Source organism: Pseudomonas sp. 43mfcvi1.1 (genome assembly GCF_900115935.1).
In the GTDB taxonomy this organism is placed as follows: Bacteria; Pseudomonadota; Gammaproteobacteria; order Pseudomonadales; family Pseudomonadaceae; genus Aquipseudomonas; species Aquipseudomonas bijieensis.
In genome coordinates this window covers 168684-193381 of sequence record NZ_UETT01000005.1, presented here as the reverse complement: position 1 = coordinate 193381, position 24698 = coordinate 168684, and the positions used below count along the sequence as shown (strand labels likewise).

Below are 24698 nucleotides of genomic sequence, written 5' to 3'. Positions count from 1 at the left end.
AGAAAAGAACTCGGGCCGATCATAGAGCAACGGCCCGATTTATCGCGAGGGTGGACAACATTTGTTCAGCGCAGGTTCAGCGACGCACGGGGCGCTTCTGCAATTTGCGCTGCAAGGTCCGCCGGTGCATGCCCAGGGCGCGGGCCGTCGCGGAGATATTGCCTTCGTGTTCAGTCAGCACCCGCTGGATGTGCTCCCATTGCAGGCGATCCACCGACATGGGGTTTTCCGGCACCAGGGTGTCGAGGTCGGCATGCTCGGACAACAGCGCCGCCAGGACGTCATCGGCGTCCGCCGGTTTGCACAGGTAATTGCAGGCGCCGCGCTTGATAGCCTCGACCGCGGTGGCGATGCTCGAATAGCCGGTGAGGATCACCACGCGCATCTCCGGGTCCAGCTCCAGCAGCTTGGGCAGCAGCACCAGGCCGGAATCGCCGTCCATTTTCAGGTCCAGGGCGGCGTAGTCCGGCAGGTCGGCCTGGGCGAGGGCCAGGCCCTCCTCGGCGGAGCCGGCGGTGCTCACGCGAAAGCCGCGACGGGACATGGCCCGGGCCATCACGCGGGTGAACGTGGCGTCGTCATCCACCAGCAACAGGTGCGGCAGTTCTTCGCCGTCGACTTGGATCTCGTCACTCATGTTTCGTCTCCTCGGTCGGCATGGGGCAAGCGCAGCTCGGTGAGCGTGCCGCCTTCCTCATGGGGGTAGAGTTTCACCGAGCCGCCGGCGCGTGTCACGCTGGCTTTGCTCAAAAACAGGCCGAGGCCGAAGCCTTTGCCCTTGGTGGTGTAGAACGGCTTGCCGATCTGCTCGGCGATCGCCAACGGGACACCGGCGCCGTGGTCGCGGATGCTGATGGTCAGCTCATAGGCGTTCCAGTCCAGCGCCACTTCCAGCCCTTCGGGGCAGGCATCGGCAGCGTTGTTCAACAGGTTCAGCAACGCCTGGGTCAGGTCCGGCGGCGGTGCCATGCGCGGCACCGGGCCCTGGCCCAGGCGCTGGAAGCGGTAACTGGCTTCCGGGCGCATCAGGTGCCAGCGGTTCAGCGCCTCATCGAGCCAGTCAGTGACGTCCTGCATATCGATGGCCAGCCGGCGATTGGCCTCGGCGGCGCGCACCAGGTACTGCAGGGTTTCCTTGCAGAGCTTGACCTGATCCTGCAACACGCCCAGGTCCTCTTGCAGTGCCGGGTCGTGATGATCCTGGCGCATCTCCTTGAGCAACACGCTCATGGTCGCCAGCGGCGTGCCCAATTCATGGGCGGCGCCAGCGGCCTGGGTCGCCACGGCCAGCAATTGCTCATCGCGCAGGCCCTCTTCGCGGCGGATGGCCCGCAGTTCTTCCTGGCGGCGCAGTTCCTCGGCCATGCGCGCGGCAAAAAACGTGATCACCGCCGCGGCCAGGGCGAAACTCAGCCACATGCCGTAGATCTGCAGGTTTTCCCGGGCGATGGGGAAGGTTTCCAGCGGGTAGAAACGCGCCAGCAGCAAGGTGTACAGCGCCAGGGCGATGCCAGAAAGGATCAGCGAAAACCGCCATGGCAACGTCACCGCGGCGATGGTCAGCGGCACCAGGTAATAGGAAACGAAGGGGTTGGTGGAACCGCCGGAGAAATACAGCAACGCGCTGTGGATAAACAGGTCACAGGCCAGTTGCACGGCGTATTCGAGCTCGGTCACCGGCCACGAGGTGCGCAGACGGATGGCTGTCAATGCACAGAGCACGCTGGAACAGGCAAGGGTGATCGCCAACTGCAGCCAAGGCAGCGGCAGCAGATCGAACCAATAGGCGAGCCCCACGGAGCCGGCCTGGGCCGCCAGGACCAGAATGCGGATAAACGTCAGGCGCCAGAGGTTCTGGCGAGAGGCGGAAGTCATTTGCAAAGGGGCGAGCATGAGCTCTCCTGATGAGCGCTCCAGGCGGATCGCACGGAGTATAACCAAGGCGCGGGTTGCAGCGGCAGATATGCGGCAAAGCGCCACAGCTTCCAGCCTCGCTGCATGACCTTGTGGCGAGGGGATTTATCCCCGCTGGGGCGCGAAGCGCCCCCAAAAGATCAGCCATCACACTGAACCAGTGTCATGACACTATTGGGGCTGCTGCGCAGCCCAGCGGGGATAAATCCCCTCGCCACAAAAAGCCTCCCACCCGCAATCTGTATAGAAGTTGTAACTGTGCGAACCCACCCATAAAAGCTAGAGTCTTACCGTTCACGCAGGCCCGGACCTTACCCCTGCGCCTCATCCCAAGGAGCTTTCATGCACACGTTCAGTCGCCCCGCCGCCCTGCTCGCCCTCAGCCTCGGCACCCTCGCCAGCCTGCCGGCCCTGGCCGCCGATGAGCTGCATTACAACCAGATTTCTCTACGCGCCGAAGTCAACAAGGACGTAGCGCGCGACCTGATGATCGTCACCCTCTACACCGAGGAACAGAACACCGACCCGGCCAAACTCGCCGCAGCCGTCAGCACCACACTGAACAAAGCCATCGGCCAGGCCAAACAAGTCAAGGACATCACCCTGCGCCAGGGCAGCCGCAGCAGCTACCCGATCTACGACAACAAAGGCGGGAAAATCACCGGCTGGCGCGAACGCGCCGAACTGCGCCTGGAAAGCGCCGACTTCGCCGCCCTGTCCAAGCTCACCGGCGAATTGCTCACCGATATGAAAATGGGCGGCATGGACTTCGCCATCTCGACCGCCGTGCGCCAAAGCAGCGAAGACGCCCTGCTCAAAGACGCCGTCAACGCCTTCAAGGCCCGCGCCCAACTGGCCACCGACGCCCTGGGCGGCAAGGGCTACAAAATCGTCAACCTGAACTTCAACACCAACGGTTATCCACAGCCGTTCATGCGCCCGCAGATGATGATGAAAGCGGCGTCCATGGATGCTGAGTCGGTTACGCCGGAAGTGGAAGCGGGCACCAGCCAAGTGACGATGGCGGCGGATGGGGTGATTGAGGTGTTGATGCAGTAACCCGCCTGATCGTTCCCACGCCCGCGTGGGAACGATCAAATTGCCTGCTGCATTGTTTACTTCAGCAAAGGCACCGCCGCCTGCGCGAGTTGGGTGAGCAACTCAATATCTTGCCCGTCGCGCGCGCCATCCTCGTTTAAATCAGTTTTTATCCCCACCTTGTCGTAGTGGTCATCCTTCAGAGAGGACGACACAAAGGTATCGAGGTAACACTGTTCGTCACGGTAGAACTTGAGCCGAACCTCAGGGTTTTCATCACGATCAAGATCTTTAAGTGATATGCGGATTTCGTTAGCGGCCATCATCGAACCTCATCCGTTAAGTTAGATCGGTACGGCATCGCTGCTTTGAATAAAGCACGCCCGTATCCAGCATCCTAACCACGCCCCCGAGACCGTCTACTGTCAGAGCTGACAGGTGGACGCCCATACAGACCGAACCGCTCAAACTTGCGAGGAGAAACCCGGTGGCGAGAGGATTTATCCCCGCTGGGCTGCGCAGCAGCCCCAAACCTGACACCTCGGTGTATCAGCTGGATGCAGTCGCTGCTGTTGGGGCCGCTTCGCGCCCCAGCGGGAGCAAGCTCCCTCGCCACGATTTTGTGGTCGGCCAGCAATTTGAGGTTGGCCCTCAGGCCGCCATCGCGAGCAAGCTCGCTCCCACAGGGGAACGCGGTCCCACCAAGAACCAGGTCGGCTGTTAGGCCGCCTCGCGGTGGACGTTGATCTCGGCGCCCCGTTAACCACGATGGCCGAACGCAGGCATTGTGGAGTGGGCATCCCGGCATGGATGCCGGGATAGCCGCGCTGGGCCATGGATGGCCCTTCGCGGCGGGCCCACGGAGCAATGCCGGAGTGAGGTGCCGAGTGGTGGGGCAAAAGCGCTTTGCTTACTTTCGCGCTCTTCGAAAGTGAGTCGCTGTAAAAGCGAAACCATAAGTGGCCGTTACCGCAGCAATGGATATGTACCCGGTCAACAACATCCTGGCCGGCTGTCAGGCCGCCTCGTCCAAAGCGCTATACCCAAACCCAACAGTCCCCCTCACTTTTCGATATTTCCAACACCCCCACCCACAACGCTACCCTCCTGAAAACCGTCACCACCCCAAGGGATTTCATGGACAGAACCACCTTCAAGCCCCTCCTGCTCACCCTAGCCCTGATCAGCAGCGCCCCAATAGCCCAAGCCGCCACCACCCTGGTCTACTGCTCCGAAGCCAGCCCCGCCGGATTCGACCCCAGCCAATACACCAGCGGCACCGACTTCGATGCCTCGGCCGAAACCGTCTTCAACCGCCTCACCCAATTCAAGCGCGGCGGCACCGAGGTCGAACCCGGGTTGGCCACGAGCTGGGACGTGTCACCCGACGGCCTGGCCTACACCTTCCACCTGCGTGAAGGCGTGAAATTCCACACCACCGACTACTTCACCCCCACCCGCGAGTTCAACGCCGACGACGTGCTGTTCACCTTCCAGCGCCTGCTCGACCCGCAACACCCATTCCGCCAGGCCTACCCCACCGAGTCGCCGTACTTCACCGACATGGGCCTGAACACCACGATCAAGAGCGTCGAGAAAGTCGACGAGCACACCGTGCGCTTCAACCTGAACAACGTCGACGCGGCTTTCGTGCAAAACCTGGCGATGAGTTTTGCATCCGTACAATCCGCCGAGTACGCCGCGCAGTTGCTGAAGGAAGGCAAGGCCAGCGACCTCAACCAGAAACCCGTCGGCACCGGTCCGTTCGTGTTCAAGCGCTACCAGAAGGACTCGCAGATCCGCTACGCCGCCAATCCGGCGTACTGGAAACCCGAGGACGTGAAGCTCGACAACCTGATTTTCTCCATCACCCCGGACGCCGCCGTACGCCTGCAAAAACTCAAGCGTGGCGAATGCCAGGTCAGTGGTTACCCACGCCCGGCCGACATCGAAGTGATCGAGCAAGACCCGAACCTGCAAGTGCTCAAGCAGCCCGGTTTCAACCTGGGTTTCCTGGCCTACAACGTCACGCACCCGCCCCTGGACCAGCTCAAGGTCCGTCAGGCGCTGGACATGGCCATCGACAAGCCGGCGATCATCAAGGCCGTGTACCAGAGCGCCGGGCAATTGGCACAGAACGCCTTGCCGCCGGCCCAGTGGTCGTTCGACCCGACCATCCAGGACGCGCCCCACGACGTGACCAAGGCCAAGGCGCTACTCAAGGAGGCCGGGGTTGCACCGGGTACCACCATCGATTTATGGGCGATGACGGTGCAACGTGCCTCCAACCCCAATGCACGAATGTCTGCGCAGATGATCCAGCAGGATTGGGCCAAGATCGGGATCAAGGCCAACATTGTCAGTTATGAATGGGGCGAGTACATCAAGCGTGCAAAAAATGGCGAACACGATGCAATGATCTACGGCTGGACCGGCGACAACGGCGACCCCGACAACTGGCTGGGCGTGCTGTACAGCTGCGCGGCGGTCAAGGGCAGCAACTACGCCAAGTGGTGCGACCCGGCGTATGACCGCTTGATCCAGCAAGCCAAGGTCTCGACCGACCGCCAGCAACGTATCGATTTGTACCGACAAGCGCAGAAAATCCTCAAGCAACAGGTGCCGATCACCCCGATCGCCAACTCCACGGTATTCCAGCCAATAAACAGGCAAGTGGTGGATTTCAAACTCAGCCCATTCGGCCTCACACCCTTCTACGGCGTGGGTTTGAAGAAGTAACACCCGCCCATTTCCGGTGCATTGCGGCTGCGCAGCGCACCGGGAAAGGGCGCGTTTTTCCTCAAAAAAACACGCGCAAACGATCAAATGCGTCGGAAGTTACACAGATGCGACATTAAGGTACGTTCGTGCCACTGTTTCGGACTTGTGACCGCTCTGGATCTTGCATTGGGTATGGGGCCTGCATAAGTATCCGCAGGACGACTCACGAGGTCGCCCTCAAATCCAAAAATGACAACAAATCATGAGGCCAACATGCTTAAACAAGCGGTCATTCCGTTTTTAGTCGGTGCCAGCTTACTAGCCAGCGCACCTTTCGCCCAAGCCGCGACTAACCTGGTGTTCTGCTCCGAAGGGAGCCCGGCCGGTTTTGACCCTGGTCAGTACACCACCGGAACCGACTTCGACGCCTCTGCAGAGACCATGTTCAACCGCCTGACCCAGTTCGAACGCGGCGGCACCGCTGTGATTCCTGGCCTGGCGACCAAGTGGGATATTTCCCAAGACGGCCTGACCTACACCTTCCACCTGCGTGAAGGCGTCAAGTTCCACACCACCCCGTACTTCAAGCCGACCCGCGAATTCAACGCCGACGACGTGCTGTTCACCTTCAACCGCATGATCAACAAGGACGACCCGTTCCGTAAGGCGTACCCGACCGAATTCCCGTACTTCACCGACATGGGGATGGACACCAACATCACCAAGATCGACAAAGTCGACGACCACACCGTCAAGTTCACCCTCAAGGATGTCGACGCCGCGTTCATCCAGAACATGGCCATGAGCTTCGCCTCGATCCAGTCCGCCGAGTACGCTGCCCAGCTGCTCAAGGAAGGCAAGGCACCCGACATCAACCAGAAGCCGGTCGGCACCGGCCCGTTCGTGTTCAAGAGCTACCAGAAAGACTCCAACATCCGCTACACCGGGAACAAGGATTACTGGAAGCCTGAGGACGTGAAGATCGACAACCTGATCTTCGCCATCACCACCGACCCGTCGGTGCGCATGCAGAAACTCAAGAAAAACGAATGCCAGATCACCCTCTTCCCACGCCCGGCCGACCTCAAGGCCCTGAAGGAAGACAAGACGCTGAAGATGCCTGACCAGGCCGGTTTCAACCTGGGCTACATCGCCTATAACGTGATGGACAAGATCAAGGGCAGCAACGAGCCGAACGTGCTGGCTGACCTGAAAGTCCGCCAGGCGCTGGACATGGCGGTCAACAAGCCGCAGATCATCGATTCGGTCTACCAGGGTGCCGGCCAGTTGGCCGTCAACGCCATGCCACCGACCCAATGGTCCTACGACACCACCATCAAGGACGCCAAGTACGACCCTGAGAAAGCCAAGGCGCTGCTCAAGGAAGCCGGCGTCAAGGAAGGCACCAACATCACCCTGTGGGCGATGCCGGTCCAGCGTCCGTATAACCCGAACGCCAAGTTGATGGCCGAGATGCTGCAGTCCGACTGGAAGAAGATCGGCCTGAACGTCAACATCGTCAGCTATGAATGGGGTGAGTACATCAAGCGCTCCAAAGGCGGCGAGAACCAGGCGATGATCATCGGCTGGAGCGGTGACAACGGTGACCCGGACAACTGGCTCAACGTGCTGTTCGGCTGCGACTCGCTGGCCGGTAACAACTTCTCCAAATGGTGCGACAAGAAGTTCGATGGCCTGGTCAAGGAAGCCAAGCGCACCACCGACCAGTCCAAGCGCACCGAACTGTACAAACAGGCACAACACGTCCTCAAGGATGCCGTGCCGATGACACCTATCGCTCACTCGACGGTGTATCAACCCATGCGCGCCAACGTGCAGGATTTCAAGATCAGCCCATTCGGCTTGAACTCCTTCTACGGCGTCAGCGTCAGCAAATAAAGATAGGCAACGGCGGCGTCTTCAACGTCGCCGTTGCTTTATCGGCCGAGACCAAGACTCAGGAAATCGCCTACATCCAAAAACACTGCGTACCACAGCAGTTGGTTTAGGACGTATCGCCTTTTCCCACAAGTCTTTCAGGCATTACGCATTTACCGACCGGTCCACGACTCATACCGTCGAGGCCTGGACGGCTTGCCTGCCCTGCGGCATCGCTACGCAATGGAATGAGCTCAGTGCTCCGGACCTGTCCCCGGACAAATACCGGTTCACTGTTAAAACACCCCGAACGAGAGAGGGAGCCACATGCGCCATACCTTGGTTTTATCCGCATTGCTGGGCACCGGCCTGCTGGCCGCGACATCCGCAGCCCAGGCCGCTGACGGCAGCCTGGTGTTCTGTTCCGAAGGCAGCCCCGCCGGTTTCGACACCGCGCAATACACCACGGCCACCGACAACGATGCCGCCGAACCGCTGTACAACCGCCTGGCCGAGTTCGAAAAAGGCGCGACCAATGTCGTTCCGGGCCTGGCGACCAGCTGGGACATTTCCGAGGACGGCCTGAAATACACCTTTCACCTGCGTGAAGGCGTGAAGTTTCATACCACCGACTACTTCACCCCGACCCGGGACTTCAACGCCGACGACGTGCTGTTCACCTTCAACCGCATGCTCGATCCGCAGCATCCGTTCCGCAAGGCCTACCCCACCGAGTTCCCGTACTTCAACGGCATGAGCCTGAACAAGAACATCGCCAAGGTGGAAGCGACCGGGCCGTTGACGGTGGTCATGACCCTCAACAGCGTGGACGCCGCGTTCATCCAGAACATCGCCATGAGTTTCGCCGCGATCCTGTCGGCCGAATACGCCGACCAGTTGCTCAAGAACGGCAAGCCGAGCGACATCAACCAGAAACCGATCGGCACCGGGCCATTCGAGTTCAAGAGCTACCAGAAAGACTCCAACATCCGCTACGTCGCCAACAAGCAGTACTGGGCGCCGGAACGGGTCAAGCTGAACAACCTGATCTTCTCCATCAACACCGATGCCTCGGTACGGGTGCAGAAGCTCAAGGCCAACGAATGCCAGGTCACCCTGCATCCGCGCCCGGCCGACGTGCCGGCCTTGAAAAACGACCCCAAGCTGCAGTTGATCGAGAAGCCCGGCTTCAACCTTGGCTACATCGCCTATAACACCCGCCACAAGCCGTTCGACCAGGTCGAGGTGCGGCGGGCGCTGGACATGGCGGTGAACAAGCAGGGCATTCTCAATGCCGTGTACCAGGGCGCGGGGCAACTGGCGGTCAACGCCATGCCGCCAACCCAATGGTCCTACGACGATACGATCAAGGACACCGCCTACAACCCGGAAAAGGCCAAGGAATTGCTCAAGGCCGCCGGGGTCAAGGAAGGTACCGAAATCACCCTCTGGGCCATGCCCGTGCAACGCCCGTACAACCCCAACGCCAAACTGATGGCCGAGATGCTCCAGGCCGACTGGGCGAAGATCGGCCTGAAGGTGAAGATCGTCAGCTACGAATGGGGCGAGTACATCAAGCGCACCAAGAACGGCGAGCACGACATCAGCCTGATCGGCTGGACCGGCGACAATGGCGACCCGGACAACTGGCTGGGCACGCTGTACAGCTGCGACGCCATTGGTGGCAACAACTACTCCATGTGGTGTGACCAGGATTACGACAAGCTGATCAAGCAGGCCAAGGTCGTCACCGACCGCGACCAGCGCACCGTGCTCTACAAACAGGCCCAGCAGTTGCTCAAGCAGCAAGTGCCGATCACCCCTGTTGCCCACTCGACGGTCAACCAGCCGCTGAGTGCCAAAGTCGAAGGGTTCAAAGTCAGCCCCTTCGGTCGCAACGTGTTCTCGGGCGTCAGCCTGAACCCATAACCGTATAGCCACGCAGCTAGGGTTTCCTCTGGAAGCCCTCACGCAGACGTCTTGCCTGAATTCGCCGATCAGGCGCCATGCAAACGTTTGCCAGCTGTGAATGAGTTGTAAAAACCAATAGCCGTATCACCAAAAAAGACCGGCATAAAAAAGAAAGAAAAGGAGCTTTACCCATGAAACTGAGCAGCACCGCGATACTGGCCCTGGCCATCAGCAGCATCACCGCGACAGCCTATGCAGAATCCCAGAGCCAGGCGGTCACTCCAGTGACCCTCAAGACCACCAGCGAGCAAAGCGAAGCCAAGGGCTTCATCGAAGGCCAGTCCATCAGTGGCACCACTCGCAACTGGTACGCCAACGAGCAATTCAAGCGCGGCGCGAAACTCACCTATCGCAAGAACGGCGAAGCACGCGAGACCGACCGGCGTATCAACTGGGTGCAAGGCACTATCATCAAGTACAACTCGGGCTTCACCGAAGGCACCGTAGGCTTCAGCACCGAATTGGCCGCCTACAACGCCATCGCCCTGGACCAGGACCGCAAGGACCTGGCGTCCAACAATGGCGGCGCACCGACCACCCGTCCTGGCGCCGGCAACAACCGTACCCTGACCCGCGAAGGCGGTGACGCCGTAGGCCAGTGGAGCAAACTGGGCCTGGCCAACGTCAAGGCCCGCGTTTCCAACACCACCCTGACCGCTGGCCGCCAGAACTTCAGCAGCCCGATGGTCGACGTCATCGGCAACCGTGCCCTGCCTTCCAGCTTCCAGGGTGTGAGCCTGCACAGCGAAGAGTTCGAAAACCTGGGCTTTGACATCGCCACCTTCGACCGCAACTCGCCGCGTACCGAAGAGAGCCTGCGCAAGTTCCGTTCCGAATACGGCGACAGCAGCGTTGAAACCGATCACGTCAACACCGCCGGTATCACCTACCAGCCCCTGGCCAGCCTGAAGACCAGCCTCTGGGCGACCCAGGCCGAGGACATGTGGAACCAGTACTACTTCGGCGCCACCCATGAACTGGGCGACAGCTCGGTGCTGAGCCTGACCACCGGCCTGAACTACTACAAGACCGTGGACTCGGGCAAAAGCAAGCTCGGCGAGATCGACAACGACACCTACTCCCTGTCGTTCGGCCTGACGCACCAAGCCCACAGCCTGACCTTCTCGTACCAGGAAGTGAACGGCAACGAGTACTTCGACTACCTGCACGAAACCAACGGCATCTACCTGGCCAACTCCCTGCTGTCGGACTTCAACGGCCCGAACGAGAAATCCTTCCAGATCGCCTACGGCCTGAACATGGCCGAATACGGCGTGCCTGGCCTGAAGTTCAACATCTACCAGGCGCGCGGCTGGGGCATCGACGGTACCCACTACAACAGCACTGGCTATAGCGACGTGCGGGCCATGGACGGTGAGCACCACTATGAATACGGCGTCGGCGCGTCCTATGCCGTACAGAGCGGTCCTTTGAAAGCCACCGCGATCCGTGCGACCTACACCGCACACCGCGCCAGCGAAAACCAGGCCGACGGCAGCCTCAACGAGTTCCGCCTGGTCACCACCATTCCGTTCAACATTCTCTAAACTCCCACCGGGCGGTCGACTCACAAGGTCAACCGCCCGGTCTTTTGCCATTTACCCGATTGCAGAGGATTGACGATGAACATGATCCCCCTACGCGCAGCCATCGCCGCTGCGTTGCTGAGTGTCGCCGTTGGCGCCGCGGCCAAACCCCTGGTGGTTTGTACAGAAGCCAGCCCGGAAGGCTTCGACATGGTCCAGTACACGACTGCAGTCACTGCCGACGCCGTGGCAGAAACCATTTTCAACCGCCTGGCCGACTTCAAGCCCGGCACCACCGAAGTGATTCCGGCCCTGGCCGAATCCTGGGACATCAGTGACGATGGCCTGACGTACACCTTCCACCTGCGCAAGGGCATCAAGTTCCATACCACCGAATACTTCAAGCCGACCCGCGACATGAACGCCGACGACGTGGTCTGGAGCTTCCAGCGCCAGCTGGACCCGAATCACCCATGGCACAAGCTGTCGAGCGTGGGCTTCCCGTACTTTGAAAGCATGGGCTTCAAAGAGCTGCTCAAGAGCGTCGAGAAAGTCGACGAGCACACGGTCAAGTTCAGCCTGACCCGCCGCGAAGCGCCGTTCCTGGCCGACATCGCCATGGCCTTCTCCTCGATCTACCCGGCCGAATACGCCGACCAGTTGCTCAAGGCAGGCAAGGCCGGCGATCTCAACAGCAAGCCGGTCGGCACCGGGCCGTTCATCTTCCAGCGCTACAACAAGGACGCCCAGGTGCGCTTCAAGGCCAACCCGGACTACTTCCGTGGCAAGCCGCCGGCCGATGCCCTGGTGCTGGCCATCGCCACCGACAACAACGTGCGCATGCAAAAACTCAAGACCAACGAGTGCCAGATCGCGCTGTATCCAAAACCGGATGACATCCCCAGCATCAAGAAAGACCCGAACCTGAAGGTCGCTGAACTGGACGCGATGACCGTCTCCTACACCGCCCTGAACACCAGCCACAAATACATGAGCGACGTGCGGGTGCGCAAAGCCATCGACCTGGCCTTCGACAAGGAAGCCTACGTCAACGCGCTGTTCGGCAAGGGCAACGCCACCGTGGCCGTCAACCCGTATCCGCCAACCCTGCTGGGCTTCAACCACGACCTGAAGAACCCGCCTCGCAACCTGGACAAGGCCCGTGAGTTGCTCAAGGAAGCCGGTGTGCCGGAAGGCACCGTATTCACCCTGTTCACCCGCAACGGTGGCGGCCCGACCAACCCCAACCCGATGCTCGGCGCGCAGATGATGCAGGCCGACCTGGCCAAGGTCGGAATCAAGGTCGACATCCGCGTGATGGAATGGGGCGAAATGCTCAAGCGCGCGAAAAACGGCGAGCACGACATGGTTTCCGCCGGATGGGCGGGCGACAACGGCGACCCGGATAACTTCCTGACGCCTATGCTCAGTTGCGAGGCGGCCAAGAACGGCGAAAACTACGCGCGCTGGTGCAATGAGAAATTCCAGGCGCTGATCGACCAGGCTCGCGCCACAGTGAACCCTGAGGAACGCATCAAGCTCTATGAACAGGCCCAGGTGCTTTTCAACCAGGACCTGCCATGGATCAGCATGGCCCACACCCGCATGTTCACCGCAATGCGCAACAACGTAGAGGGTTATGTGATTAGCCCGCTCACCACCAACAACTTCGCCACCACCCAGGTGAAGTAGATAAGAAAACGCCCGGCCGCTCTTGACCCAAGAGTTGCCGGGCACGCCTAACCGGCTGATGAGGTACACCTGAAGATGTTTAGTTTTATTGCCCGCCGACTGGGATTACTGATCCCCACGTTCTTCGGCATCACCTTGCTGACCTTCGCGTTGATTCGCATGATCCCCGGCGATCCCGTGGAAGTGATGATGGGCGAACGTCGGGTCGATCCCGAAATGCATGCACAGGCAATGGAACGCCTTGGCCTCAATAAACCGCTGTATGCCCAGTACCTGGACTACATCGGCAAACTGGCCCACGGCGACCTCGGCGAATCGCTGCGTACCCGTGAAAGCGTATGGACCGAGTTCAGCTCTCTGTTTCCCGCGACCCTGGAACTGTCCATGGCCGCCCTGTTGTTCGCCGGCATCCTGGGCCTTTTGGCCGGGGTGATCGCGGCACTCAAGCGAGGATCCCTGTTCGACCATGGGGTGATGGGCGTCTCCCTGGCGGGGTATTCGATGCCGATCTTCTGGTGGGGCCTGATCCTGATCATGTTCTTCTCGGTGTCCCTGGGCTGGACGCCGGTGTCGGGGCGGATCGACCTGCTCTACGACATCGAGCCGCGGACCGGCTTCATGCTGATCGACACGCTGCTGGCCGATGAGCCCGGCGCGTTCCTCGATGCGCTGCACCACCTGATCCTGCCGGCCATCGTGCTGGGCACCATTCCGCTGGCGGTAATCGCCCGCATGACCCGCTCCTCGATGCTCGAAGTGCTGCGCGAAGACTACATCCGTACCGCCCGAGCCAAGGGCCTGTCGCCTTCGCGCGTGGTATTCGTGCATGGCCTGCGCAACGCGCTGATCCCGGTGCTGACCGTGGTCGGCCTGCAAGTCGGCACGCTGCTGGCCGGTGCGGTCCTGACTGAAACGATCTTCTCCTGGCCGGGCATCGGCAAGTGGCTGATCGAAGCCATCGGCGCCCGGGACTACCCCGTGGTGCAGAACGGCATCCTGTTAATCGCCTGCCTGGTGATTCTGGTCAACTTCGTCGTGGACATCCTCTACGGCTTTGCCAACCCACGCATCCGTCACCAGCGCTGAGATCAAAACCATGAGTACTCCAACTACCGCGGTAGCAGTCGATCAAAGCCTGCTGTATCCGTCCCCGTACAAAGAATTCTGGCAGGCGTTTTCCCGTAACAAGGGCGCCGTGGCCGGGCTGCTGTTCATGATCCTGGTGGTGTTCTGTGCGATCTTCGCGCCGTGGGTCGCGCCTCACGACCCGAGCGAGCAATACCGCGACTTCCTGCTGACGCCGCCGGCGTGGCTCGAGGGCGGGCAGATCCAGTTCCTGCTGGGCACCGACGAGCTGGGCCGCGATTTGCTCTCGCGCCTGATCCAGGGCTCGCGCCTGTCGCTGCTGATCGGCTTGTCGTCGGTGGTGATGTCGCTGATCCCGGGCATCCTGCTGGGGCTGTTCGCCGGGTTCTTCCCGCGCCTGCTCGGCCCGACCATCATGCGCTTGATGGACATCATGCTGGCCCTGCCCTCGCTGCTGCTGGCCGTGGCGATCGTCGCCATCCTCGGCCCAGGCCTGATCAACACCGTGATCGCCATCGCCATCGTCTCGCTGCCGTCCTACGTGCGCCTGACCCGCGCCGCCGTGATGGGCGAGCTGAACCGCGACTACGTGACCGCCGCCCGCCTCGCCGGTGCCGGCCTGCCACGCCTGATGTTCATCACCGTGCTGCCCAACTGCATGGCGCCGCTGATCGTGCAGGCGACCCTGAGCTTTTCCTCGGCGATCCTCGACGCCGCCGCCCTGGGCTTCCTCGGCCTCGGCGTACAACCGCCAACCCCGGAGTGGGGCACCATGCTGGCCTCGGCCCGCGACTACATCGAACGCGCCTGGTGGGTCGTGAGCCTGCCTGGCTTGACCATTTTGCTCAGCGTGCTGGCAATCAACCTGATGGGCGACGGTTTGCGCGATGCGCTGGACCCGAAACTCAAGAATGCCGCCTGAGGAGATTCCCATGTCACTGCTAGAAATCAAGAATCTCAACGTTCGCTTCGGCGACGCCACCGCCGTGCCGGTGGTCGACGGCCTGGACCTGACCGTGGAAAAGGGCGAAGTACTGGCCATCGTCGGCGAATCGGGCTCGGGCAAATCCGTGACCATGATGGCGCTGATGGGCCTGATCGAGCACCCCGGCATCGTCACCGCCGATGCACTGAACTTCGACGGCAAGAACATGCTCAAGCTGAGCAGCCGCCAGCGCCGGCAGATCGTCGGCAAGGACCTGGCGATGGTCTTCCAGGACCCGATGACCGCGCTCAACCCCAGCTACACCGTGGGTTTCCAGATTGAAGAAGTGCTGCGCCTGCACCTGAAGATGTCCGGCAAGGCCGCCCGCAAGCGCGCCATCGAGCTGCTGGAAAAGGTCGAGATCCCCGGCGCGGCCAGCCGCATGGACGCCTACCCGCATCAACTGTCCGGCGGCATGAGCCAGCGCGTGGCGATTGCCATGGCGATTGCCGGCGAGCCGAAACTGTTGATCGCCGACGAACCGACCACCGCCCTGGACGTGACCATCCAGGCGCAGATCATGGACCTGCTGCTGGCCCTGCAAAAAGAGCAGGACATGGGCCTGGTGCTGATCACCCACGACCTGGCCGTGGTGGCTGAAACCGCCCAGCGCGTGTGCGTGATGTACGCCGGCCAAGCGGTGGAAGTGGGCAAGGTGCCGGAGCTGTTCGACATCCCCGCCCACCCGTACAGCGAAGCGTTGCTGGCGGCGATTCCGGAGCACAGCATGGGCGCCGAGCGCCTGGCGACCTTGCCCGGCATCGTCCCCGGTCGCTACGACCGTCCGCAAGGCTGCCTGCTGTCACCGCGCTGCCCCTATGTGCAGGACAACTGCCGCCAGCAACGCCCGGCCCTTGATCCGAAATCCAACAGCCTCGCCCGCTGCTTCTACCCGTTGAACCAGGAGGTGGCGTGATGGCCGTCGTACTTACCGCCCGTGACCTGACCCGTCATTACGAAGTGTCCCGTGGCATGTTCAAGGGCCATGCGACCGTGCGCGCCCTCAACGGTGTGTCATTCGAACTGGAAGCTGGCAAGACCCTGGCCGTGGTGGGTGAATCCGGCTGCGGCAAATCCACCCTCGCCCGGGCCCTGACGCTGATCGAAGAACCGTCCTCCGGCTCCTTGAAAATCGCCGGCCAGGAAGTGACCGGTGCCAACAAGGCCGAGCGCAAGCAATTGCGTAAAGACGTGCAGATGGTCTTCCAGAGCCCGTATGCGTCCCTCAACCCGCGGCAGAAAATCGGTGATCAGCTGGCCGAGCCGTTGCTGATCAACACCAGCCTGTCGGCCACCGAGCGGCGGGAAAAAGTCCAGGCGATGATGAAGCAGGTGGGCCTGCGCCCCGAGCATTACCAGCGCTACCCGCACATGTTCTCCGGCGGCCAGCGCCAGCGCATCGCCCTGGCCCGCGCCATGATGTTGCAACCCAAGGTGCTGGTGGCGGACGAACCGACGTCGGCGCTGGACGTGTCGATCCAGGCCCAGGTGCTGAACCTGTTCATGGACTTGCAGGAGGAATTCAACACCGCCTACGTATTCATTTCCCACAACCTGGCGGTGGTGCAACACGTGGCCGACGACGTGATGGTGATGTACCTCGGTCGCCCGGTGGAAATGGGCCCCAACGAGTCGATCTACAGTCGCCCGCTGCACCCGTACACCCAGGCGCTGCTGTCGGCCACCCCGACCATCCACCCGGACCCGAACAAGCCGAAGATCAAGATCGTCGGCGAACTGCCCAACCCGCTCAACCCACCGTCCGGCTGCGCCTTCCACAAGCGCTGCCCGTACGCAACCGAGCGCTGCAAGACGGAAGAACCGGCCCTGCGCTTGCTCGATAACCGGCAGGTAGCGTGTCACTACGCCGAGCAGTTCCTCGAAGGCGCGGCGTAACAGCCAGCACTCGCCACAAGGGTAAGTCTTCGCCTGGGGTCATGCGCCCGGCCTAAAAAACCCCTCCAGTCCCGACTGAGTATCAGTTGGGGCTGGAGGGGTTTTCTTTAGGTCAGAAATCTACGTCTGGCTATCGCCCTCTGCATCCTCATCGTCATCTGGCGTGTCGATTGGCGCACCATCATCGTCCTCGCCATCGTCCGAATCACCTGCGTCCGCATCGGTCGCGGCAAGCATCCACTCACCGTGCACCACCGAGCCACTCGACGCGTGCTGCTCGTGCTCATCGCATTCCGCCCACGCAGCCGTAGACCCCAGAGACAGCATCACCAGCACCTTCAGCAAAAACATCATGCGTAGAAGCTTGTTCATAGCCAATTCCTTCTTTTCCGGATAAAGCCGGGGCCTGACGGCGCTCAAGAAAATCTAGTTCTGAACAGGCCGGTTCACCAGATAGGACGCTTAAGAACAACCAGAAATGCCGCTGCCCGACAGATTGGTTTCGAATAAGGGTTATCTCCAAACCTACTAACGCCCGTATGGGGGCAGGTTTGCTCTCACAAGGAGATCTGTGCCGAACACAAGTATTTGCCCATGAAGATCCAGTGTGGGAGCGAGCCTGCTCGCGATGACGGCGGCACATCCGACATAGGTGCTGACTGACCCACCGCTATCGCGAGCAGGCTCGCTCCCACAGTGAGTTATTTATGTTCAGGACATGGGACAAGCCATAAAAAACCCCCGCTGTTTTCACAACGGGGGTTTTGATTTGCAGCTCAGCGTTTAGTGATGCTCGCGGGTCGCGCGGAATTTCACGTCCGGCCAGCGCTCTTCCATCAGCGCCAGGTTGACCCGGGTCGGGGCCAGGTAGGTCAGGTGACCACCGCCGTCCAAAGCAAGGTTTTCCACGGCCTTGTTGGAAAACTCCTCGAGTTTCTTCTTGTCACCACATTCAACCCAACGGGCGGAATACACGGTGATCGGCTCGTAGGAGCACTCGACCTTGTATTCCTCTTTCAAGCGGCTGGCGACGACGTCGAACTGCAGCACACCGACGGCGCCGAGGATGATGTCGTTGCTGCGCTCCGGGAAGAACACCTGGGTGGCGCCCTCCTCGGCCAGTTGCTGCAGGCCCTGGCGCAGTTGCTTGGACTTGAGCGGGTCTTTCAGGCGCACGCGGCGGAACAGTTCCGGGGCGAAGTGCGGGATGCCGGTGAAACCCAGGGCTTCGCCTTCGGTGAAGGTGTCGCCGATCTGGATAGTGCCGTGGTTATGCAAACCGATGATGTCGCCGGCGAAGGCCTCTTCCAGTTGCTCGCGTTCCGAGGAGAAGAAGGTCAGGGCGTCGCCGATGCGCACGTCCTTGCCGGTACGCACGTGGCGCATCTTCATGCCTTTTTCGTACTTGCCGGAGCAGATGCGCATGAAGGCGATGCGGTCGCGGTGCTTGGGGTCCATGTTCGCCTGGATCTTGAACACGAAGCCCGAGAACTTCTCCTCCACCGGTTCCACGGTGCGCTCGTTGGCGACGCGGGCCAGCGGGCGCGGGGCCCAATCGACCACGGCGTCGAGCACATGGTCGACACCGAAGTTGCCCAGGGCGGTACCGAAGAACACCGGGGTCAGTTGGCCGTCGAGGAATTCCTGCTGGTCGAATTCATGGCAGGCGCCCTGCACCAGTTCCAGTTGCTCGACAAAACGCTCGTACTCGTCGCCCAAGTGCGCGCGAGCCTCGTCGGAGTCGAGCTTCTCGATGATCTTGACTTCGGTGCGCTCATGGCCGTGACCGGCGGTGTAGACGATGATGTAGTCGTCGGCCAGGTGGTACACGCCCTTGAAGTCGCGGTAGCAACCGATCGGCCAGGTGATCGGCGCCGCCTTGATCTTCAGGACCGCTTCGATCTCGTCGAGCAGTTCGATCGGGTCGCGGATGTCGCGGTCGAGTTTGTTGATGAAGCTGACAATCGGCGTGTCCCGCAGACGGCAGACGTCCATCAGCGCGATGGTCCGTGGCTCGACGCCTTTACCGCCGTCGAGGACCATCAGCGCCGAGTCCACCGCCGTCAGGGTGCGGTAGGTGTCTTCGGAGAAGTCTTCGTGGCCCGGGGTGTCGAGCAGGTTGATCATGTGATCGCGATACGGGAACTGCATGACCGACGTGGTAATGGAAATACCCCGTTGTTTTTCCATTTCCATCCAGTCGGAGGTGGCATGGCGGTCGGACTTGCGAGATTTCACCGTGCCGGCGACCGCAATCGCCTTGCCCATCAGCAAGAGCTTCTCGGTGATGGTGGTCTTACCGGCATCGGGGTGGGAAATAATGGCGAAAGTGCGGCGTTTCGCGACTTCGGCGGCCTGTTTGGTCATGGGAAATCGCCTGGCAGGTGATTCAAAAAAGGGCGGCGATTATAGCTCAACTTGCGCCAGGAACCGAACCGTTGAGCACATCCAGGGTGGCCAGATCTTCCCTGGCATGGGAACCTTTTGCCGCGTGGAGGCGTCCACCCCCCTGTTACGGCTATTCGTCAGGGTCTGAAAAATCAGCAAGTTAGCCTGACGAGGCTGCGCTCATGGCTCGATTTGGCGGCCGTTTACCGGCATCCAAAGAGCTGCTTCTCGCGAACGTTTTCCCGGCAACCAGTGATGGTTCGCCGCCCGGGAAAGCGTGCGCCGACTGAAAGACAAAGGAGTCCGCCTGTGGCTATCCGCTATGGCAAAGGGCTTATCGGGGGGGCGGTCGTCGTCGCGCTCCTGGCCCTGTTGGTCCACTGGATCGGCATCGATACGATCCAACGCTACCAAGACGATCTGCTGTTTTACCTGCAAGCGCACCTGATGCTTGTATTGGCCTCCATGCTGGCGGCCCTGATTGTCGGCATCCCCGCCGGCATCGCCTTAAGCCGCCCCAGCCTGGTCGGGCGCGCCGAACGCTTCATGCAAGTGTTCAACATCGGTAACACCGTACCGCCCCTGGCCGTACTGGCCATCGCCCTGGGCATCCTGGGCATCGGCAGCGGGCCCGCCATCTTCGCCCTGTTCCTCGCCTCGTTGCTGCCCATCGTGCGCAACACCTATGAAGGCCTGAAGAATGTCCAGGGCTCCCTCAAGGAAGCCGCCGTCGGCATCGGCATGACCCCGCGCCAAGTGCTGTGGAAAGTCGAGTTGCCCAATGCCGTGCCGATCATCATCGGTGGCGTGCGCGTGGCCCTGGCGATCAACGTCGGCACCGCGCCCCTGGCGTTCCTGATCGGCGCCAACAGCCTCGGCAGCCTGATCTTCCCCGGCATTGCCTTGAACAACCAGCCGCAGTTGCTGCTCGGCGCGGCCTGCACCGCCCTGCTGGCGTTGCTGCTCGACGGCCTGGTGACACTGGCCAGCCGCCTCTGGCTGGAACGCGGCCTGCGCCCGTCATAAGCCTGGCCGGATAAAGGAAATCGTTATGAAGAAGTTGAGCTTGATACTGGGCTGTGTCCTGCTGTTCGCGGGATTGGCCCAAGCCGCTGAAAAACCGCTGATCCGCCTCGGCGCGCGGGTGTTCACCGAACAGACGCTGCTGGCGGAAATCACCGCGCAATACCTGCGCAGCAAGGGCTACGACGCACAGATCACCGGTGGCCTGGGCAGTAACCTGGCCCGCAGCGCCCATGAAACCGGGCAATTGGACCTGCTGTGGGAATACACCGGCGTGTCGCTGGTGGCCTACAACCACGTCACCGAGAAACTCGACAGCGCCCAGTCCTATGCCCGAGTGAAGGAACTCGACGCGAAAAAAGGCCTGGCCTGGCTGGCGCCGTCGAAGTTCAGCAACACCTACGCCCTGGCCCTGCCGGAAAAAATCGCCCGCCAATACCCGCAGATCAACAGCATCAGCCAGTTGAACACGGTGTTGCAGGCCGAAGCCGATGACAATCACCTGGTAGCCCTGGACACCGAGTTCGCCAACCGCTCCGACGGCCTGGCGGGCATGGTCGAGCAGTACGGCATGAACCTGACCCGCAAGAATATCCGGCAGATGGACGCGGGCCTGGTCTACACCGCCTTGCGCAACGGCCAGGTATTCGCCGGGCTGGTGTACACCACCGACGGTCGGCTGAACGCGTTCAAGCTGAAACTGCTGGAAGACGACAAGCATTACTTCCCCGACTACACCGCCGCGCCAGTGGTGCGCCAGGCGTTCCTCGACGCCCATCCGCAACTGGCCGCACAGCTCAAGCCTCTGGCCGAACTGTTCGACGATGCAACCATGCGCCAGCTCAACGCCCGCGTGGACGTCAACCACGAAAGCCCTTCCACCGTTGCCGCCGATTTCCTGCGCCAACATTCGCTGCTCTCAACCCAATGACCTGGAGGAAAAGCCATGGATTTTCTTGACGCCTTTTCCCATCTGGACTGGCCGCTGGTGCTGCACCTGACTTGGCAGCACATCACCCTGGTGGGCATCGCCGTGACCCTGGCGATTGTCGTCGGCGTGCCGCTGGGCATCTTCATGACCCGCTTTCCGGCGCTCGCCGGCCCATTGCAGGCCAGCGCCACGGTGCTGCTGACGATTCCGTCGATTGCCCTGTTCGGCCTGTTGCTGCCGTTCTATTCCAAATTCGGCCAGGGCCTGGGGCCGATGCCGGCGATCACCGCCGTGTTCCTCTATTCCCTGCTGCCAATCATGCGCAACACCTACCTGGCTCTCACCGGCGTCGAACCGGGCATCCGTGAAGCCGCCCGCGGCATTGGCATGACCTTCGGCCAGCGCCTGCGCATGGTCGAACTGCCCATCGCCGTGCCGGTGATCCTGGCCGGCGTGCGCACCGCCGTGGTCATGAACATCGGTGTCATGACCATCGCCGCCACCATCGGTGCCGGTGGCCTGGGCGTACTCATCCTCGCTTCCATCAGCCGCAGCGACATGTCGATGCTGATCGTCGGCGCCGTGCTGGTCAGTCTCCTGGCCATCTTCGCCGACCTGCTTCTGCAATGGCTGCAACGCTCGCTGACCCCAAAAGGACTATTGAAATGATCGAACTTCAAAACCTCAGCAAAACCTTCAAGAGCAACGGCAAAGACGTCAAGGCCGTGGACTCGGTGAACCTGATCGTCAACGAAGGCGAGATCTGCGTGTTCCTCGGGCCGTCGGGCTGTGGCAAAAGCACCACGCTGAAGATGATCAATCGCCTGATCCCGCCCACCTCGGGCAAAGTCCTGATCAATGGCGAGGACACCACCGGCCTGGACGAAGTGACCCTGCGTCGCAACATCGGCTACGTGATCCAGCAGATCGGCCTGTTCCCGAACATGACCATCGAGGAGAACATCACCGTGGTCCCGCGCCTGCTCGGCTGGGACAAGCAGAAATGCCACGACCGTGCCCGCGAGTTGATGAGCATGATCAAGCTCGAGCCCAAGCAATACCTGCATCGCTACCCCCGCGAACTGTCGGGCGGCCAGCAGCAACGGATCGGCGTGATCCGCGCCCTGGCGGCCGATGCGCCACTGCTGCTGATGGACGAACCCTTCGGCGCGGTGGACCCGATCAACCGCGAGATGATCCAGAACGAGTTCTTCGAGATGCAACGGGCGCTGAACAAGACCGTGATCATGGTCAGCCACGACATCGACGAAGCCATCAAGCTGGGGGACAAGATCGCGATCTTCCGCGCCGGCAAGCTGGTCCAGTGCGATCACCCGGACACCCTGCTGGCGCATCCTGCCGATGAGTTCGTCAGCAACTTCGTCGGCCAGGACAGCACCCTCAAGCGCCTGTTGCTGGTCAAGGCCGAGGACGCGGCGGACAACGCTCCGTCGGTCAGCCCCGAGACGCCGGTGAATGAGGCCCTGGAGCTGATGGACGAACATGACCGCCGCTACGTGGTGGTCACCTGTGCCGAGAACAAGGCCCTGGGCTATGTCCGCCGTCGCGACCTGTACCGCCAGGCCGGCACGTGCGGCCAATACCTGCGCGAATTCAACGCCACCGCCGCCTACGACGAACACCTGCGGATCCTGTTGTCGCGCATGTACGAGTTCAACCGGTCGTGGCTGCCGGTGATGGACGCCGAGCGGGTGTTCCTCGGTGAAGTGACCCAGGAATCGATTGCCGAGTACCTGAGCTCCGGTAAATCCCGTGGGGGCAAGACCAGCATTGTTTCGCCGGCCGAGACCGCGTTGGTCTGATCAGGCACCGCAGGCTTTGTGGCGAGATTTTTGTGGCGAGGGAGCTTGCTCCCGCTGGGTCGCGAAGCGGCCCCCAAAAAGGCGATGAGCGCTTCGCACTCAAGCGGGAGCAAGCTCCCTCGCCACAAAGCCCCCCCCATTGAATAGCCTCAATAAACCTATTGAGGGGAACATCAATCTGTCACGCCGGTCGGTTACATCATGAGCTGTCGCGGGCCGCACGACGGATGTGTGCAAAAACGCGACATTTTTAGTTGATCTCAGGCCCCTCACGCCCTAAAGTTCGCGCCGAACGTCCATGCTGGAAACGATCCATCCGGCTCAAGTACTGACGACGAGACAGCAAGGCCAAGGGAATCATGCATCCCATGGCCTTTTTGCTTTCGGCGACATGCCTTGGGAAGTAGGCGAACCAAAGTGGGGATACGGAGGACGTTCACGAGGGCTGCTTGCCCTCACACCCATTGATCCTGATGTTTGCCAGTAGGAGTCCCAAGTATGTCGATCCAGGTCGAAGATTATTTCGCGCGCGAAACCTTCCAGAAAATGAAGGCGTTCGCCGACAAGCAGGAAACCCCGTTCGTGGTGATCGACACCGCGATGATCGCCCAGGCCTATGACGACCTGCGCGCCGGTTTCGAATTCGCCAAGGTCTACTACGCCGTCAAGGCCAACCCGGCGGTGGAAATCATCGACCTGCTCAAGGATAAAGGCTCGAACTTCGACATCGCCTCGATCTACGAGCTGGACAAAGTCATGAGCCGCGGCGTGGGCCCGGATCAGATCAGCTATGGCAACACCATCAAGAAATCCCGCGACATTCGCTACTTCTACGAGAAGGGCGTGCGCCTGTACGCCACCGACTCCGAAGCCGACCTGCGCAACATCGCCAAGGCTGCGCCGGGCTCGAAAGTCTATGTGCGCATTCTCACCGAAGGCTCGACCACCGCTGACTGGCCGTTGTCGCGCAAGTTCGGCTGCCAGACCGACATGGCCATGGACCTGCTGATCCTGGCTCGCGACCTGGGCCTGGTGCCGTATGGCATTTCGTTCCACGTTGGCTCGCAACAGCGCGACATCAGCGTCTGGGACGCAGCCATCGCCAAGGTCAAGGTGATCTTCGAGCGTTTGAAAGAAGAAGACGGCATCGTCCTGAAGCTGATCAACATGGGTGGCGGCTTCCCGGCCAACTACATCACCCGTACCAACAGCCTGGAAACCTACGCCGAGGAGATCATCCGCTTCCTCAAGGAAGACTTCGGCGACGATCTGCCGGAAATCATCCTGGAGCCGGGCCGTTCGTTGATCGCCAACGCCGGTATCCTGGTCAGCGAAGTGGTGCTGGTGGCGCGCAAGTCCCGTACCGCCGTCGAGCGTTGGGTATACACCGATGTGGGCAAGTTCTCCGGCCTGATCGAAACCATGGACGAAGCCATCAAGTTCCCGATCTGGACCGAGAAAAAAGGCGAGATGGAAGAAGTGGTCATCGCCGGCCCGACCTGCGACAGTGCCGACATCATGTACGAAAACTACAAGTATGGCTTGCCGCTGAACCTGGCCATCGGTGACCGCCTGTACTGGCTGTCGACCGGTGCCTACACCACCAGTTACAGCGCGGTGGAATTCAATGGCTTCCCGCCGCTGAAGTCGTTCTACGTATAACGCGCTGATCGCCGGCCCCGAAAGCCCGTGACTGTGTCACGGGCTTTTTTGTGGGAGCAAGACTTGCCCGCGATGGAAGCAATACGGTCTTCCAGAAGTCGAGGCGCCTGTTTCGCGAGCAAGCTTTGCTCCCACAGTCCAGCGGGGCGATGCGACGTTTCGAT

At 61.1% G+C, this 24698-nt stretch carries 20 protein-coding genes; 15 read left to right on the top strand and 5 right to left on the bottom strand.

The features are described 5' to 3' along the window. Nucleotides 1-76: 76 nt before the first annotated feature. Both DTP52_RS11755 and DTP52_RS11750 read right to left on the bottom strand, forming a co-directional pair. Nucleotides 77-637, bottom strand: coding sequence for a response regulator transcription factor (locus DTP52_RS11755; RefSeq protein ID WP_042732380.1), 561 nt, complete (start codon nucleotides 635-637; stop codon nucleotides 77-79). Beyond that, complete coding sequence (locus DTP52_RS11750) at nucleotides 634-1893, bottom strand: ATP-binding protein (protein WP_109753526.1); 1260 nt, start codon at nucleotides 1891-1893, stop codon at nucleotides 634-636. The genes DTP52_RS11755 and DTP52_RS11750 overlap by 4 nt, the downstream gene beginning before the upstream one ends. Nucleotides 1894-2256: 363 nt before the next feature. Between DTP52_RS11750 and DTP52_RS11745 the strand changes: the two genes are divergently transcribed. Continuing rightward, a complete protein-coding gene (locus DTP52_RS11745) occupies nucleotides 2257-2973 on the top strand; it encodes an SIMPL domain-containing protein (protein WP_109753525.1) in 717 nt (238 codons plus the stop codon). A 56-nt stretch (nucleotides 2974-3029) separates the two neighbouring features. On the opposite strand, the gene DTP52_RS11740 is transcribed toward DTP52_RS11745, so the two are convergent. Further along, nucleotides 3030-3275 carry a hypothetical protein gene (locus DTP52_RS11740; RefSeq protein WP_146206850.1) on the bottom strand — a complete coding sequence of 82 codons (246 nt, stop codon included), beginning with the start codon at nucleotides 3273-3275 and terminating at the stop codon, nucleotides 3030-3032. 814 nt (nucleotides 3276-4089) lie between these two features. Here DTP52_RS11740 and DTP52_RS11730 point away from each other — a divergent pair. The 9 genes from DTP52_RS11730 (at nucleotide 4090) to DTP52_RS11690 (ending at nucleotide 16707) form a co-directional block, all read left to right on the top strand. Beyond that, nucleotides 4090-5691, top strand: a complete 1602-nt coding sequence (locus DTP52_RS11730) for an ABC transporter substrate-binding protein (protein ID WP_109753522.1) — start codon at nucleotides 4090-4092, stop codon at nucleotides 5689-5691. Nucleotides 5692-5946: 255 nt separating this feature from the next. Next, nucleotides 5947-7572, top strand: coding sequence for an ABC transporter substrate-binding protein (locus tag DTP52_RS11725; RefSeq protein ID WP_109753521.1), 1626 nt, complete (start codon nucleotides 5947-5949; stop codon nucleotides 7570-7572). A gap of 306 nt (nucleotides 7573-7878) precedes the next feature. After that, the gene (locus DTP52_RS11720) at nucleotides 7879-9480 is read left to right on the top strand and encodes an ABC transporter substrate-binding protein (protein WP_109753520.1); all 1602 of its coding nucleotides are present in this window, start codon (nucleotides 7879-7881) and stop codon (nucleotides 9478-9480) included. A 173-nt stretch (nucleotides 9481-9653) separates the two neighbouring features. Beyond that, nucleotides 9654-11069, top strand: coding sequence for an OprD family porin (locus DTP52_RS11715; protein WP_109753519.1), 1416 nt, complete (start codon nucleotides 9654-9656; stop codon nucleotides 11067-11069). A 75-nt stretch (nucleotides 11070-11144) separates the two neighbouring features. Next, the gene (locus tag DTP52_RS11710) at nucleotides 11145-12740 is read left to right on the top strand and encodes an ABC transporter substrate-binding protein (RefSeq protein ID WP_109753518.1); all 1596 of its coding nucleotides are present in this window, start codon (nucleotides 11145-11147) and stop codon (nucleotides 12738-12740) included. Nucleotides 12741-12815: 75 nt separating this feature from the next. Continuing rightward, nucleotides 12816-13826 (top strand): ABC transporter permease subunit, encoded by a 1011-nt coding sequence (locus DTP52_RS11705; protein ID WP_109753517.1) that lies wholly within the window; start codon nucleotides 12816-12818, stop codon nucleotides 13824-13826. A gap of 10 nt (nucleotides 13827-13836) precedes the next feature. Further along, on the top strand, nucleotides 13837-14748 hold the full coding sequence (locus tag DTP52_RS11700; RefSeq protein ID WP_109753516.1) for an ABC transporter permease subunit: 912 nt from the start codon (nucleotides 13837-13839) through the stop codon (nucleotides 14746-14748). A gap of 10 nt (nucleotides 14749-14758) precedes the next feature. Next, entirely contained in the window at nucleotides 14759-15727 is a 969-nt protein-coding gene (locus DTP52_RS11695; RefSeq protein ID WP_109753515.1) for an ABC transporter ATP-binding protein, read from the top strand. Beyond that, a complete protein-coding gene (locus tag DTP52_RS11690) occupies nucleotides 15727-16707 on the top strand; it encodes a peptide ABC transporter ATP-binding protein (protein WP_109753514.1) in 981 nt (326 codons plus the stop codon). The genes DTP52_RS11695 and DTP52_RS11690 overlap by 1 nt, the downstream gene beginning before the upstream one ends. 120 nt (nucleotides 16708-16827) lie before the next feature. Here DTP52_RS11690 and DTP52_RS11685 read toward each other — a convergent pair whose 3' ends face one another. Further along, nucleotides 16828-17079, bottom strand: coding sequence for a hypothetical protein (locus DTP52_RS11685; protein WP_109753513.1), 252 nt, complete (start codon nucleotides 17077-17079; stop codon nucleotides 16828-16830). A gap of 411 nt (nucleotides 17080-17490) precedes the next feature. Then, nucleotides 17491-19074, bottom strand: coding sequence for a peptide chain release factor 3 (locus DTP52_RS11680; RefSeq protein WP_109753512.1), 1584 nt, complete (start codon nucleotides 19072-19074; stop codon nucleotides 17491-17493). Between the two features lie 330 nt (nucleotides 19075-19404). On the opposite strand from DTP52_RS11680, the gene DTP52_RS11675 reads away from it, so the two are divergent. The 5 genes from DTP52_RS11675 to DTP52_RS11655 all read left to right on the top strand — a co-directional run bounded on the left by DTP52_RS11675 (nucleotide 19405) and on the right by DTP52_RS11655 (nucleotide 24534). Next, a complete protein-coding gene (locus tag DTP52_RS11675; protein ID WP_109753511.1) occupies nucleotides 19405-20121 on the top strand; it encodes an ABC transporter permease in 717 nt (238 codons plus the stop codon). Nucleotides 20122-20146: 25 nt separating this feature from the next. After that, nucleotides 20147-21049 (top strand): glycine betaine ABC transporter substrate-binding protein, encoded by a 903-nt coding sequence (locus DTP52_RS11670; protein WP_109753510.1) that lies wholly within the window; start codon nucleotides 20147-20149, stop codon nucleotides 21047-21049. A gap of 15 nt (nucleotides 21050-21064) precedes the next feature. Then, a complete protein-coding gene (locus DTP52_RS11665; protein WP_003197757.1) occupies nucleotides 21065-21718 on the top strand; it encodes an ABC transporter permease in 654 nt (217 codons plus the stop codon). Continuing rightward, on the top strand, nucleotides 21715-22872 hold the full coding sequence (locus DTP52_RS11660; protein WP_109753509.1) for a betaine/proline/choline family ABC transporter ATP-binding protein: 1158 nt from the start codon (nucleotides 21715-21717) through the stop codon (nucleotides 22870-22872). The genes DTP52_RS11665 and DTP52_RS11660 overlap by 4 nt, the downstream gene beginning before the upstream one ends. A gap of 498 nt (nucleotides 22873-23370) precedes the next feature. Next, on the top strand, nucleotides 23371-24534 hold the full coding sequence (locus tag DTP52_RS11655; RefSeq protein WP_072341133.1) for a type III PLP-dependent enzyme: 1164 nt from the start codon (nucleotides 23371-23373) through the stop codon (nucleotides 24532-24534). Nucleotides 24535-24698: the final 164 nt, after the last annotated feature.